The sequence below is a fragment of the Deltaproteobacteria bacterium genome (genome assembly GCA_016219225.1).
Lineage (GTDB): Bacteria > Desulfobacterota > RBG-13-43-22 > RBG-13-43-22 > RBG-13-43-22 > RBG-13-43-22.
The window spans coordinates 1-14,613 of sequence record JACRBX010000135.1 but is presented as its reverse complement, the minus strand read 5'-3'; the positions used below and the strand labels follow the sequence as shown (position 1 = coordinate 14,613).

The following is a 14,613-nucleotide window of genomic DNA, read 5'->3' as shown; positions in this document are numbered from 1 at the left end:
TGGACCTGAAACAACACCCGCTTTACGAAGAAGTGGATATGGCTTTTTTGAAGACCCATTATTACGGCGGGATAAAAAAATATCAATGGCTGGCCAGGCCCTTGTCACTTCATGGGACTATCTTAACGGGCAGGGGAGAAAAAATTAATATCGCTATCGGCGAAAGGGAGGGAGACCCGGTTTTTACCGTGGCCGACCTGTTGCCGCATTTGGCCCGAAAGGTCCAGATGGAAAAAAAGCTCTCCGAGGCCATTGAAGGCGAAAAGCTCAATATCCTGATCGGGAGCATCCCCCTGGGTCCTGAAGAGACCAAGGAACGGTTTAAACTGGCGGTCCTGGACTATCTTCACGATCAATACGGGTTGGTAGAAGAAGACCTGGTCAGTGCCGAGCTGGAGCTGGTCCCGGCTGAATCGGCACGGGATGTGGGGCTGGACCGGGGGATTGTCGGGGCCTATGGCCAGGACGATCGGGCCTGTGTTTTCAGCAGCCTCCAGGCGGCTCTGGAAATCGAAAAACCGGACCGCACCGTGGTGGTCTTGTTTTTTGATAAAGAGGAGATCGGCAGCGAAGGCAACACCAGCGCCCGGGCCCAGATCCTGAAAACATTTTTATCATATCTCTTTCCCCTCAAGGGGGAAACCTTCACGTATAAGGCCCTCAAAGAAACCTTGGCCGCCTCCCGGGCTATTTCGGCCGATGTGGCCGGGGCCTTGGATCCGGATTACCAGGAAGTTCATGAAAAACGGAATGCCCCTCGCTTGGGCGGGGGCCTTTGTCTGACCAAATTTACCGGTTCCGGCGGAAAATACGGCTCCAGCGATGCCCATGCCGAATATCTTTACTGGATCCGGGAATGTTTCAATAAGAATGGGATCGTTTGGCAAACCGGGGAGCTGGGCAAGGTGGATGAAGGGGGCGGGGGCACGATCGCCAAATTTTTGGCCGCCCTGGGTCTGGAGATTGTCGATTGCGGAACCCCGGTCCTTTCCATGCATTCTCCGTTTGAACTGGTCAGCAAGGCCGATCTTTATATGACCTACAAAGGGTATAAAGCCTTTCTCCTGGCCTCCTGATTCTATCTAATTCTTATCCGGAAACTCAAAATTACCGGATGAAGCTTTCAGCCTTCAGCAAACCCATTATATTAAAGAATTTTGCTGAACGCTGAACGCCAAAAAGGGTTTTCCTGCCCTCTCCTGATAATACAGTCTTTCTCCCTCAAAAATACAGTATTCACCCTATTTCCCGCCTTATCCTTTTAATTTATATTATAGGATAAAAAATGTCTTATTTGTCCTATATAAAAAAATGCGTCTGACCAAAGCCGGAGAATATGCAGTGCGTTGCATTTTGTACCTTTCTTCAAAAAAGGAAGGGGGCATTGTCGGCCGTCGGGACATTGCCCGGGAGATGGATATACCGGATCAGTTCCTGGGAAAGATCGCCCAACAACTATCCCGGGCCGGGTTGATCGAAATTATCCAGGGGGCCAGAGGCGGTTATCGGCTCCGGGTACCCCCATCAAAGATCAGCCTCCTTTGGGTCGTAGAAGCGGTTATCGGGGAGATATTTCTCAACGACTGCCTGATGGGATCGAAATCCTGCTTCCGCAGTAAGACCTGCTCGGTAAATAAAGTTTGGGAAAAGGCCAGAGGGCAACTCAGGAACACCCTCCGGCAAGCCACCTTTAACCGATTATTAAAAGAAGAAAGTTGCCTGCTTCCCATGATCAATCCCAAAAAGGAATGAGTCCCTTGAAATCTTGGCTTTCAAGGGCTCATCAAGAATAGAGAAAGGAGGGTTTATGGATGCTTTAATGCTTTCCCGATTGCAGTTTGCAGCGGCCACCATTTTTCATTTTTTATTTGTACCCCTTACCCTCGGTCTGTCCATCATGATCGCCATCATGGAGACCCGCTACGTCAAGACCCAGGATGCAGTGTATCTGAAAATGACCAAATTCTGGGGGAAACTTTTTTTGATCAATTTTGCCTTGGGGATCGTAACCGGTATCACCCTGGAGTTCCAGTTCGGGACCAACTGGTCCCGCTATTCGGCCTTTGTGGGGGACATTTTCGGGTCCCTTCTGGCTATAGAAGCCACAGCCGCCTTCTTCCTGGAATCCACCTTTATCGGGGTCTGGATCTTTGGCTGGAAAAAACTTTCCCCCAAGGCCCATGCCACGGTCATGTGGTTGGTGGCCGGGGCCTCCACCCTGTCGGCCCTTTGGATTCTGACGGCCAACGCCTGGATGCAACACCCTGTCGGTTATACCTTGAGGAATGGGCGGGCCGAATTGGAAAGCTTTTCAGCGGTCCTCTTTCAGAAATTCGCTATCCTGGAGATCCTGCACACCCTCAGCGCCGCCTATATTCTGAGTGCCTTTTTTGTTATGGGCATCAGCGCCTATCATCTGATCAAAAAGCAGCACCTCGACTTTTTCACCCGATCCTTTCGAATTGCCCTGGGTTTCGGTTTGATCTTTTCCCTTTTCGAATTTGCCGAAGGCCACCTGCATGGTTCCGACCTGGCGGATAAACAGCCCGCTAAACTGGCCGCCATGGAGGCCCATTGGGAAACCAAGACCAATGCCCCGATCTATCATTTTGCCCTGCCCGACGAAGCCAATGAAAAAAATGCCATTGAGATTTTACCCCTGCCGGGCGTGCTCAGTCTTCTGGCCAAACACTCCCCTTCGGCTGAGGTGACGGGACTCAAGGCTATCCCTCGGAATGAAAGACCGCCGGTATTGATCAACTTTTTGTCCTTCAAGATCATGGTCGCATTAGGTCTCTATTTTATCTTAATGACCCTTATCGGCTGGTTTAAACGAAACCGCCTTCCGGAAAGTCCCGGCTACCTGAAACTGATGCTCTATTCCATCCCTTTGCCCTACCTGGCCTGTGAATTGGGCTGGATTTTGGCCGAAGTAGGGCGCCAGCCCTGGATCGTCTACGGCCTGATGAAAACCTCCGATGCCTATTCCCCTGTAGCCCAGTCACAGGTCTTGACCAGTTTGATTGCTTTTATTTTGATATACGGGCTTTTGGGGGCCATCGGCTATTATCTTATTTTTCAACAGGCAAGAAAAGGGCCGGAACCGGTCGTATAAAGGGTTCAGGATCGGACCATCTGGCCGGAGTTTTTGTCTTAAGAAAGGAGGAGGAATATGATGCTGCAGGATATATGGTTTTTTTTATGGGGGCTCTTGTGGGCCGTCTATTTTATAACCGACGGTTTTGATCTGGGGATAGGCGTCTTACTGCCATTTCTTGGGAAGGATGAGGATCAAAAGAGGACCATGCAAGCCGCAATGGGTCCCTTATGGGATGGTAATGAAGTCTGGCTTTTAACCGCCGGCGGGGTTACCTTTGCGGCTTTCCCTATGGTTTATGCGGTCATGTTCAGTTCCCTCTATTCCGCTTTGATGCTCATCCTTTTTGCCCTGATCCTTCGGGGGGTATCCTTGGAATTCCGGAGCAAACTGGAAAGTCCCGGCTGGCGCCGACTCTGGGATACCTGCCTGTTTCTGGGAAGTCTGTTGCCGGCCATCCTCTTCGGCGCTGCTTTTGCCAATATATTTCGAGGCATTCCTTTCGACCAAAATGGCGTCTATCAGGGAAACCTCTTTACCTTGCTCAACCCTTACGGCCTATTGGGCGGGATCCTTTTTCTTCTTCTCTTTCTGGTCCACGGCACCGCCTGGCTGGCCATCAAGAGCAGTGGGGAATTTCAGGAAAAAGCCTATACGGCCGGGAAAAAATTATGGCCCTTTCTCTTGATCGCGGCCGTTCTCTTTTTGGGTGCCACCTATTTCTCAACCACCCTTTATCAAAATTATTTCAAAAATCCCGTTCTCTTTCTGGTCATCCTGATAACCGTCCTGGCCCTGCTGGGAACCAGGATTTTTCTGGGTTCCCAAAGTCCCTGGAAGGCCTGGTTTTCATCGGCTTTGACCATCATAGGAGCTACCTTTTTTGGAGTCATTGGGCTCTACCCGAAAATGTTTCCCTCCAGTCTGAATCCGGCCAATAATTTAACGGCCCATAACGCTTCATCCAGTCCTTTGACTTTAAAAATCATGCTGATCGTGGCCCTGATTTTTGTCCCCATAGTCCTGATCTATCAAATCTGGACTTATGTGTTGTTTAAAGGGAAAATTACCGAGGAGGATTTAACTTATGAAGATACCTATTAAATTAATGATAGATACTGGATGCTGGATTTTATCAAGTATGATGGTTTCGTAATAACTCGTCATTCCCGCGCAGGCGGGAATCCAGGCCAGACCTAACTAATTTAAAACACTGGATTCCAGTTTTCACGGGAATGACGTAAATCGACGTTTTTTGAATTTTTACGAACGCATCAAGTATCGGTTGTTTGTTTTTATCCAAAACCCAGTATCGGTAGTCAATCAATGGAAGGCGTAATAAAATAGGTCAGGCATCTTGCCTGACCCTAAAAGTAAGAAAAACAAAAAGGAGGAGTTAAAATGAGTGAATTAGTCATTGAAAACCAAATCGGCGTAGCCAAAGGAACGGAACTCGAAAAAGAGGTCATGGATAATTTTCGGGGGGAAACCGCCGAGGTCGGCCTTTACTTAGCCATGGCCAGACAGGCCGAACGGGAAGGCTATCCTGAAGTGGCCAGGGCCCTTAAGGATTTCGCCTGGGAAGAGGCCAATCATGCCGCCCAGTTTGCTGAATTAAACGGGCTCATCTCCACCAGCACCAAAGAAAATGTTGAAAGAATGCTGAAAGGTGAGCAGATGGCCAACAAGGGGAAAAGGGCGGCCGCCCTGAAATCGAAAGAGTGCAATATCGATGCCTGCCATGATTTTTTTGATGAATCGGCCAGAGATGAGGGGCGTCATGCCAGGGGGTTGGAAGGGCTTCTGAAGCGTTACTTTTCATAGAAGCATGAAAATAGCCCTGCAGGGGCGGGTTTTAAACCCGCTTCTACAGCGCCCCTGCGAAGGTTGGGAAGATTTTCAGATTTCTAAAAAAGTATCCCCAGGCATTCCTGGAGGGAGCCGATGCCGATCAGTTCCATTGAGGGATTCCTGGGGATTTGTTCAAAATTGTTTTTCGGCAGGAGACAACGGGTGAACCCCAGTTTTTGGGCCTCTTTGACCCGCAGTAAGGATTGGCTGACCGCCCGAATCTCCCCGGTTAACCCCACCTCACCGAAGAGAACCGTTGTTGCGGAAATAGGTCGATCCAGGAAACTGCCGGCCAGGGCGGCAGCGATCCCCAAGTCAACAGCCGGTTCATCAATCCGAATACCGCCGGCCACATTCAAGAAGATATCCTGGTTTAATAGATTCAGCCCGGCCTTTTTTTCCAATACGGCCACCAGGAGGGAAACCCGGTTGGAATCCACCCCCATGGCCGTCCTCCGGGGCACCCCGAAATTGGTCTGACTGACCAGGGCCTGAATTTCGACCAGGATCGGCCGCGACCCTTCCAGACTGGGTACCACTATCGATCCGGGAACATTCAAAGGCCTTTCGGAGAGAAACAGTTGGGAAGGGTCTTTTACCTCTTCCAATCCCGAATCCTTCATTTCAAAGACCCCGATTTCGTTGGTGGAGCCAAAACGGTTCTTGACGGCCCGGAGGATACGAAAGGCATGACCTCTTTCCCCCTCAAAATACAAGACCGTATCGACCATGTGTTCCAGGACCCTGGGACCGGCGATGACCCCTTCCTTGGTGACATGGCCGATCAGGAATAGGGCAGTATTCGATTTTTTCGCCCAGATCATTAATCTTCCGGCCACTTCCCGGACCTGAGAGACACTGCCCGGGGCAGAACTCAAATCCCCTGAATAAATGGTCTGAATGGAATCTATGGCTACAAATCGGGGCTGGAAGTCTTTAAGGATCTTAATGATGGTATCCAGGGAGGTCTCGGAGACGACCAGGACCAAACTTTGACCGGCCCCCAACCTTTCCCCGCGCATCTTGATCTGTTGGACCGATTCTTCTCCGGATATATACAGTGATTTGTGCCCCAGGTTGGCCATCCGGTCTAAAACCTGAAGGATCAGGGTGGATTTTCCTATACCCGGATCACCCCCGACCAGAACGGCCGAACCGGGAACCACTCCACCTCCGAGGACCCGGTCTAATTCCTCAATCCCGATCAGATAGCGGTCTTCCCCCTGGTTGGAGACCTCCTTGAGGGGTTGGGGGATGGACTTCCCTCCAGGCCCCTCCCCCCACCCCCGGGCTGACCCTGTTCGCGAGAAGCTTTCTTCCAACAGGCTGTTCCAGGTTCCGCAATCCGGGCAGCGCCCCAGCCACTTAGGACTTTGAAACCCGCAAGACTGGCAGGCGTATATGGTTTTTTCAGTTTTCATAAGGTTTTTACTATAGCAGAAAAATATTGCTTTCGGGAGAGGTTCTTTCAAAAATCTAACCAAAGATATTCGAAATTTCGGTCTATGAGGGTCTTAATTTTTGGGCCCTCTTTCTAACTTGACGACCTGACCGATTTTCACCTATAATACAACGATTCCCGGATTCGTTCTCTATCTCAAGCTTAGAAGAACCGAACCGGGTTAGGATAACCAAATCGTAAACAGGGAGGATTGGATTCATGACTGAAGCGGTAATTATAGAAGCGGTACGAACCCCCATAGGTCGCCATGGTGGCATCTTAAAGGCTGTTCGGCCGGACAACCTGGCGGCTCTGGTACTGGCCGAGGTGGTCAAGCGGGCCAAGGTGGACCCGGCCTTGATCGAGGAAGTCTATCTGGGTTGTGCCAACCAGGCCGGAGAAGACAATCGAAACGTGGCCCGTATGGCCACATTACTGGCCGGCTATCCGGTATCGGTCGGAGCCGTCACCTTTAACCGGCTTTGTGCCTCCGGGCTTTCGGCCATCAATGCGGCGGCCCGGGCCATAAAGGCCGGCGAAGGAGACGTTTATGTGGCCGGCGGCGTGGAAAGCATGACCCGGGCCCCCTATGCCGTGGCCAAGACCAGCCCGGAATGGGCCTTCGGTAATGCCACCATGTGGGACACCACCATCGGCTGGCGTTTCCCCAACCCCAGGATGAAGGAAATGTATGGCATGGATTCCATGGGGGAGACGGCCGAAAACATTTATGACCTCACCAAAACCATTTCCCGTGAAGAGCAAGACCAATTTTCATTGGAGAGTCATCGCCGGGCCGTAGCCGCTATAGAGTCCGGAAAATTCGCCGAAGAAATCGTTCCCGTGCCCATCCCGCAGAAAAAAGGGGACCCCGTTTTGGTCTCACGGGATGAACACCCTCGAGCCGACACGACCCCGGAAGTGATGGCGAAACTACGCCCGGCCTTTCGAACCGGTGGGACCGTGACTGCCGGCAATTCCTCCGGTATTAATGATGGGGCGGCCGCCGTGCTCTTGATGAGTGCCCAAAAGGCCAGGGAATTGGGCTTAAAACCCCTGGCGCGAATCGTGTCTGCGGCCGCAGCCGGCGTAGAGCCCCGGATTATGGGTCTTGGCCCGGTCCCGGCCGTCCGCAAGGCCTTATCCCGGGCCGGGTTGAACCTGGAAGATATCGGCCTGATAGAACTGAATGAGGCCTTTGCCATACAATCTCTGGCCGTTATGAAAGAGCTCGGTTTCCGCCCGGAGATCACCAACGTCAATGGAGGGGCTATTGCCCTGGGGCATCCACTGGGATGCAGCGGGGGCCGCATCGTAACCACTTTGGTGCATGAAATGGGCCGCCGGGCCGCCCAGGAGAAGCGTCCTTATTATGGTTTGGCAACGCTTTGTGTCGGGGTTGGCCAGGGAGAAGCCACCATCGTGGAATGGATCGGGTAGGACCAGGGGATTTTGGAAAAAAATTAAATTGACATTTAATAATAGTTACCTTATATTATAAATTTTAAGTCAGGCGGGCATAGCTCAGTTGGTAGAGTACAAGCTTCCCAAGCTTGGTGTCGCGGGTTCGAATCCCGTTGCCCGCTCCAACGTGGCCCGCTTCAACTTGTTGAAGCCGTAGTTCCCTTTTTGAGGTAGGTTTTGGTCTTTAGAAGGTTTTCTAAGGAAAAGGCCTTAACTTCGAAGAGCGGATAAGTTGATATTTTTCTGAAGATTTTTGCGAAACTGATATCAATTATTTTTCTGCTTAAAGAAGTGGGCCTCGGCCCATTTTTTTTTGGTTTTTTTGATCATGATAACGGCAAATCCATTTGAAATAAACGAGTTATGGGTAATATATCCAAAGTAGAACAGGATAAGGTCGAAGCAATCGTCGAGGCCCTTCTTAAAGCCGAGGGCCTGGAACTGATCGACCTGGAGTTCAGGAAAGAAGGAAGGGGCTGGGTGCTTCGGATTTTTATGGATAAACCAGGGGGCGTGACCCTGGATGACTGCGCGGAAATCAGCCGGCAATTAGGCGATCGGTTGGAGGTCGATGACCTGATCCCTCATGCCTATATCCTGGAAGTATCTTCTCCGGGCTTAGACCGCCCTCTTAAAAAAGAAAAAGATTTTCTTCGCAGTATCGGCAAATTGATTCAGCTTTCAACGAACGCCCCTCTTGAAGGACAAACCTTTTTTAAGGGTATTCTTTTAAGTTACCAGGCGGCCAGTTGTCTGAGTCTGGCCGAACCTAAAAAAATTTGGGAGATCCCGGTAGGTTCTGTTGCCAAGGCCCGGCTGGTTTTTGAAGGTTAAAAATTGAAGGAGTCATAAGGTTATGGGCTTGATTCAGAAAAAAGAAAAAGAGTTGGCCAGTATTCCTCCTTTAGAGTTGAAAAGGGTTATCGATCAGGTCAGCAGGGACAAAGGGATTAACAAGGATGTCCTTATTTCGACTCTGGTGGAAGCCATTGCCTCGGCGGCCAAGAAAAAAATGGGCCTGAAAAAAGAGATCGAGGTCAACTACAATGAAGATTTGGGGGAGATCGAGGTTTTTGAATTCAAGGAGGTCGTGGATAAGGTCAAGGATCCTAATACCCAGATTTCTTTCGAAGAAGGACAAAAACTGGATCCGGAGTGCGAAGTCGGGGATAGCCTGGGAATAAAGATGGAGACCAGTTCTTTCGGCCGGATTGCCGCCCAGTCGGCCAAACAGGTCATTATACAGCGGATGAAAGACGTCGAAAGGGATATCGTCTTTGACGATTTTAAAGATCGAAAAGGGGAAGTGATCAACGGTATCATTCAGCGGTTTGACAAAGGGGCGGCCGTTATCAACCTGGGCCGGGCCGAAGCGATCTTACCGATCCCCGAACAGATCCCCACCGAAACCTACAAACAGGGGGATAGAATACGGGCCTATGTTCTGGAAGTCAAAAAAATCAGCAAAGGTCCTCAGATTATCCTTTCCAGAACCCATCCACAATTTCTGGCCGCCCTTTTTGAAATGGAAGTACCGGAAATTTCTCAAAAAATAGTCCGGATCGTCCATGTCGTCCGGGAACCGGGGAGCCGTTCAAAGATCGCCGTCACCTCCGAGGACAAAGATGTCGATCCGGTCGGGGCCTGTGTGGGAATGAAGGGGAATCGTGTTCAATATGTCGTCCAGGAGCTTAAGGGAGAAAAGATTGATATCATCCCCTGGAATCCGGATCCCGCCAAATTTATCTGTAATGCCCTGGCGCCGGCCGAGATTATTCGCGTCATTATTGATGAGGTAAACCGCTCCATGGAAGTGGTGGTACCGGATGAACAATTGTCCCTGGCGATTGGGAAGAGGGGACAAAATGTCCGTCTGGCTTCTCGTTTGACCGGTTGGAGGATTGATGTCAAGAGTGAATCCAAATATACCAAATCCATGCGGGACGGCTACCAATCCCTGTTGCAGATAACCGGTGTAGGGGAGGCCACGGCCGACTCTCTGTATAAAGGGGGATTTGGATCGGCCAAGGAAGTGGCTGAATCAAACATCGATGAGCTGGTTCAGATCTCGGGCATTACCCCTAAAAAAGCCGAAAAGCTACTGGAAGCCGCCAGCGAATTTCTGAAAATTACACAACCTAAAGAATCTCAGGCTGATAAACAAAAACCCGCGGAAGAAATAATCCCTGAAGAGCCGGGATCCGGGGAAACTTCCCAGAGTGAAGAAGTCCCGGCTGAATGAGCCTCTTAGTCAGACAAAGGACCTGTCGGGTTTGCCGAAGGAAAAAGGACAAAAAAGAATTGCTGAGGATGGTCATTCTCGATAAAAAAATTTTAGAGGTCGATCCCAAACAAATCATGCCTGGGAGAGGATGGTATCTGTGCCGGAGAGAGGCCTGTCTGTCTAACTTAAAGATTTTAAAGAGTCGACATAAGGTCTTTGGCCGTGATATGGAGATCGGCCCTGGATTGCATAACTTTATAACGAATCCGCCAGCAGGGGGGGTACATGGCCAAAGTTAGAGTCTATGATTTAGCTAAAGAACTACAAATGGATAACAAGGTCCTGGTGGATCTTATTCGTGAGATGGGCATGGAAATCAAAAGCCATTCTTCGTCTCTCACGGATGAAGAGATTTCTCTCATTAAAGGCCATTTGAAAGGGACCAAGTCTCTGGTCGTTGAGGAACAACGGATTAAATCGACGGTTATCCGCCGGCGGAAAAAAATTGTTGAAGTCGAACCGGCCCCCGAACCCTTAATAGAAGAACCGGTCCCGGAAGCAAAACCGGAAATGGAAGCCCTTCCGGAAACTCCTCCTCTTACGGAACCCCCGCTTGCGGAGAAGACGGCCCCCGTCCTGGAATCTCTCATCGAGCCGGCCCCGGAGCCCGCTGCCGAAAAAATTGCCGGGAAACAGCCGTTACCGGTCGAAGAAGAAAAAAAGGAAGGAGAAAAGGAGATCGTCCCTAAACCTGTTCTTGCACCAAAACCTTTGCCGGTTAAACCGGTAAGACCTGTTAAAGACCTTCCGGCCAAAGTCATTCGCCGGCCCGAGCCCCCGGCCCGGGTGGTCCGGCCGGCCGAACCGGTTGTTAAAGTGGTTCAACCCCCCAAACCCCCTGTCGTGCCCTTAAAGACCGATGGGAAGAAGGTCGAAAAAGAGGTCGAAAAAGAGAAGCCGGGTCTTAAAAAGAAACCTAAAATTTCCAAGGCCGCATTAGAGGAAGAATTAGCCAAGGCCAAAATTTTCAAAAGGAAACGAGAGGTTTTAGAGCGGGCCGATCTGTATGATGATTCCGGAAAAGAAGCCCGGGCCTACAAGGCCGGTAAAGGTGGGAAAGTACCGGTTAAAAAATATAAGAAAACGGAAATCACCACCCCCAAGGCCATCAAGCGTCGCTTGAGGATTTCTGATGCCATCAATGTGGGGGAACTGGCCAAAAGAATGGGTATTAAATCTGGAGAATTGATCAAGAAAATGATCACATTAGGACTTATGGTCACTTTAAACCAATCCATTGATTATGATGCTGCTGCTCTGGTGGCCGCCGAATTCGGCTACGAAGCGGAAAAAGTTCACTTTGAGGAAGACCAGATACTGAAACTTCATGCCGATCTCCCGGGAGAACTCCTCTCCCGGCCGCCGGTAGTTACCATTATGGGGCATGTGGATCATGGCAAAACCTCTTTATTGGATGTTATTCGAAAAACCAATGTAACGGCCGGAGAGGCCGGTGGAATCACCCAACACATGGGGGCCTACCATGTCCATTTGGACAAGGGGGAGATCGTTTTTCTGGATACCCCGGGCCATGAAGCCTTTACCGCCATGCGGGCTCGCGGGGCCCAGATAACGGATATCGTCATCCTGGTGGTGGCTGCCGATGATGGGATGATGCAGCAAACCAAAGAGGCCATCGACCATTCCCGGGCCGCCGGAGTCCCGATTATCGTGGCTATCAACAAGATCGACAAACCCAATGCCAATCCGGAACGGGTCAAGAGGCAGTTGGCCGATTATGGACTGGTGCCGGAGGATTGGGGTGGAGAAACGATTTTTGCCGAAGTATCGGCCAAAAGCGGGCAAGGGGTTGACAGTCTTCTGGAATTAATCCTATTACAGGCCGAAGTGTTGGAGTTAAAAGCCAATCCCAATAAATTGGCGGTTGGAAGGATTGTGGAGGCCCGGTTGGATAAAGGAAGAGGGCCCATCGCAACCGTCCTTATTCAAGGAGGGGTTTTAAAAACAGGCGATCCCTTTGTTTGCGGGATCCAGTTTGGGAAAGTGCGGGCCATTTATAATGATTGGGGGCAAAAGGAGGATCAGGCCCTGCCTTCAATACCGGTTGAGGTCCATGGTTTCAGCGGCGTTCCCCTGGCCGGGGATGAATTTATTGCTTGTGAAGATGAAAAAACCGCCAAACAGATCGCCTTATCCCGTCTCCAGAAAAAGCGGGAGACCGAACTTTCCAAGACCAGTAAGGTTACCCTGGAAAAGCTCTATGAACAAATCCAGGAGGGGCAGGTAAAAGAACTCAACATTATCCTCAAAGCCGATGTTCAGGGGTCTATTGAAGCCATCAGCGAGGCCCTGCATAAATTGAGTACTCAGGCCATCAAGGTCAACGTTATCCACAGCTCCCCGGGGGCCATCACGGAAACCGATATCCTGCTGGCCTCGGCCTCCAAGGCCATTATTATCGGCTTTAATGTCCGTCCGAATCATAAAGGGCAGGAACTGGCCGAACAGGAACAGGTGGATGTCCGATTTTACGATATTATTTATCAACTGGTTTCAGATGTCAAAGATGCCATGGTGGGTATGCTGGAGCCGGTATTCAAAGAAGTGGTTCACGGCCATGCTGAAATTCGGGACCTCTTTCATGTACCCAAAGTGGGATCCATCGCCGGGAGTTTTGTGGTGGATGGCAAGATAGAAAGGAATGCCAAGGCCCGCCTGTTGCGGGATCATGTGGTTGTTTATGACGGCAAGATAGCTTCTCTAAGAAGAATCAAGGATGACGTTAAAGAGGTGGCGACCGGTTATGAATGCGGGATCAGGCTGGAAGATTATAATGATCTCAAGGTGGGGGATATTATCGAGTCGTATATATTGGAAGAGGTTAAGCCGGAATTGTAATAATGGTACAAGGTATACGGTATAGGGTATACGGTTTTTCCCCTTGGACCTTAAACCTTGGACCTTGGACCCTGGGGTTATGAATGGTTATTGGCGTCCTGGAATTGATCCTCTATCTCCCGGAATCTCATTCTTTGAAAGAAAAACGCCAGGTCGTCAAGAGTGTTAAAGACAAGGTCCGAAATCGATTTAACGTGGCTATTGCCGAGGTAGATGATCTGGACCTGTGGCAAAAGGCCCGTTTGGGGGTTTGCAGCCTGGGCAATGATCGAAGACAGGTCAATGCCCGACTGGATCAGGTCGTCAATTTTATTGAAGGGCTGCAGGTGGCCGTTGATATAGACAGTCAAATAGAATTATTGGACTATTAATTTATTAAACCGCCATGCCCCGCCTTTTGGGGCGTGGCACCACGAATCATGAAAATAGAACTCGGTAAGCGCTGAGCCCTATTTTCGAACTAAAAAAGGCAATGGGCACGAGGCAATGGGGATTTTAGAATCTCTTTACCCTTTGGTAGCCAATCGCCTGATAAATGAAAATGCAATCCACAAAAAACAGACCCAAAAGAACGGTTCAGGTCGGGGGACTCCTCCAAAGGGAGATCTCCGAGCTGCTGGTCAGAAAGATAAAAGATCCCCGTCTGGATATGGTTACCATCACCGGCGTCGAGGTTTCTCCTGACCTGAAGCTGGCCAGGGTCTATTTCAGTCGATTTGGAAACCCTGAAGAGCTTCGGCAAGGGCTGGAAGGGCTTCAGAGTGCCGCCGGTTTTATAAAACGAGAATTGGGACAGCGCCTGAAGTTGCGCCATGTTCCTGATCTGGAATTCGTCCACGATACTTCTTTCGAGTACGGAGACCGGATCGAAACGTTGTTAAAAACCGTATTCCCCTCCAAAGAACCTGAGGAATCATGATAGCCTTAAATTCAAAACCCATTCTTGCCGAACCTTCCGAACCCTCTGCCTGGGAGGGGGTTTTGGTGGTGGACAAACCGGCGGGGATGTCTTCCAATAAAGTACTTCAAGGTCTCCGGAAGGCCGCCGGTTTTCAAAAAATGGGTTACTTAGGGACCCTGGATCCCATCGCCACCGGCGTTTTGCCTATTTGTATCGGCTGGGCGACCAAGATTATTCCTTTTATCCCCGATCACCCCAAGGGATATCGGGCCGTCATGGTTTTAGGAAAAAAGACGGATACCCAGGATGCTACCGGGGAAGTGGTTAGTTCTTATGCCCAACCCCTGCCGGACCGGAAGAGGATTGAGGAGGTCTTTAAGCTTTTCATTGGCCCCCAAGAACAGGTGCCTCCCTCCTTCTCAGCCTTGAAATATAAAGGAAAACCCTTATACCACTGGGCCAGACGGGGCATACCGATCGTTAAACCGCCCCGGCAGATTTGTATAGATTCGATTGAAACGCTGCACCTGGATAGGGAACGGGTTGGTCTTGAAGTGTTTTGTTCTCCGGGGACCTATATCCGGACCCTTTGCAATGATATCGGGGATCGGTTGGGCTGCGGCGCCTATCTGGAGGGGTTACAAAGGGTCCAAAGCGGGCCTTTTACCCTGTCTCAGGCCCATGGCTTGGAAAAGGTCCTTCAGGCCTCCTCCGGG

Annotated in this window: 14 protein-coding genes and 1 tRNA gene; 14 read left to right on the top strand and 1 reads right to left on the bottom strand. The window is 50.4% G+C overall.

The annotated features are described in order from the left end of the window. The 5 genes from HY879_11795 to HY879_11775 all read left to right on the top strand — a co-directional run. On the top strand, positions 1-1,076 hold a 1,076-nt coding region (locus HY879_11795; protein ID MBI5604028.1), incomplete at its 5' end, for an aminopeptidase. Between the two features lie 235 nt (positions 1,077-1,311). Next, entirely contained in the window at positions 1,312-1,752 is a 441-nt protein-coding gene (locus HY879_11790; protein ID MBI5604027.1) for an Rrf2 family transcriptional regulator, read from the top strand. A 55-nt stretch (positions 1,753-1,807) separates the two neighbouring features. Next, positions 1,808-3,115 (top strand): cytochrome ubiquinol oxidase subunit I, encoded by a 1,308-nt coding sequence (locus HY879_11785; protein ID MBI5604026.1) that lies wholly within the window; start codon positions 1,808-1,810, stop codon positions 3,113-3,115. 57 nt (positions 3,116-3,172) lie between these two features. After that, the gene (gene cydB, locus HY879_11780; protein ID MBI5604025.1) at positions 3,173-4,201 is read left to right on the top strand and encodes a cytochrome d ubiquinol oxidase subunit II; all 1,029 of its coding nucleotides are present in this window, start codon (positions 3,173-3,175) and stop codon (positions 4,199-4,201) included. A gap of 297 nt (positions 4,202-4,498) precedes the next feature. Then, entirely contained in the window at positions 4,499-4,921 is a 423-nt protein-coding gene (locus HY879_11775) for a rubrerythrin family protein (GenBank protein ID MBI5604024.1), read from the top strand. Positions 4,922-5,004: 83 nt separating this feature from the next. Here HY879_11775 and radA read toward each other — a convergent pair whose 3' ends face one another. Beyond that, positions 5,005-6,369, bottom strand: a complete 1,365-nt coding sequence (radA, locus tag HY879_11770) for a DNA repair protein RadA (protein ID MBI5604023.1) — start codon at positions 6,367-6,369, stop codon at positions 5,005-5,007. Positions 6,370-6,608: 239 nt separating this feature from the next. Here radA and HY879_11765 point away from each other — a divergent pair, with 239 nt between their 5' ends. From HY879_11765 to truB, 9 genes are all read left to right on the top strand, one after another. Further along, positions 6,609-7,829 carry an acetyl-CoA C-acyltransferase gene (locus HY879_11765; protein ID MBI5604022.1) on the top strand — a complete coding sequence of 407 codons (1,221 nt, stop codon included), beginning with the start codon at positions 6,609-6,611 and terminating at the stop codon, positions 7,827-7,829. A gap of 73 nt (positions 7,830-7,902) precedes the next feature. Next, positions 7,903-7,978 (top strand) — tRNA-Gly (locus HY879_11760). 238 nt (positions 7,979-8,216) lie between these two features. Further along, positions 8,217-8,687 carry a ribosome maturation factor RimP gene (locus tag HY879_11755; protein MBI5604021.1) on the top strand — a complete coding sequence of 157 codons (471 nt, stop codon included), beginning with the start codon at positions 8,217-8,219 and terminating at the stop codon, positions 8,685-8,687. A 22-nt stretch (positions 8,688-8,709) separates the two neighbouring features. Then, positions 8,710-10,095 carry a transcription termination/antitermination protein NusA gene (nusA, locus tag HY879_11750; GenBank protein ID MBI5604020.1) on the top strand — a complete coding sequence of 462 codons (1,386 nt, stop codon included), beginning with the start codon at positions 8,710-8,712 and terminating at the stop codon, positions 10,093-10,095. Then, on the top strand, positions 10,092-10,376 hold the full coding sequence (locus HY879_11745) for a YlxR family protein (GenBank protein ID MBI5604019.1): 285 nt from the start codon (positions 10,092-10,094) through the stop codon (positions 10,374-10,376). The genes nusA and HY879_11745 overlap by 4 nt, the downstream gene beginning before the upstream one ends. Continuing rightward, on the top strand, positions 10,363-12,996 hold the full coding sequence (infB, locus tag HY879_11740) for a translation initiation factor IF-2 (protein ID MBI5604018.1): 2,634 nt from the start codon (positions 10,363-10,365) through the stop codon (positions 12,994-12,996). Before HY879_11745 ends, infB begins: the two co-directional genes overlap by 14 nt. Positions 12,997-13,079: 83 nt before the next feature. Then, on the top strand, positions 13,080-13,367 hold the full coding sequence (locus HY879_11735; GenBank protein ID MBI5604017.1) for a DUF503 domain-containing protein: 288 nt from the start codon (positions 13,080-13,082) through the stop codon (positions 13,365-13,367). Between the two features lie 170 nt (positions 13,368-13,537). Continuing rightward, entirely contained in the window at positions 13,538-13,915 is a 378-nt protein-coding gene (gene rbfA, locus HY879_11730) for a 30S ribosome-binding factor RbfA (GenBank protein ID MBI5604016.1), read from the top strand. Then, the coding region (truB, locus tag HY879_11725) for a tRNA pseudouridine(55) synthase TruB (GenBank protein ID MBI5604015.1) at positions 13,912-14,613 on the top strand (702 nt) is incomplete at its 3' end. The genes rbfA and truB, both read left to right, overlap by 4 nt.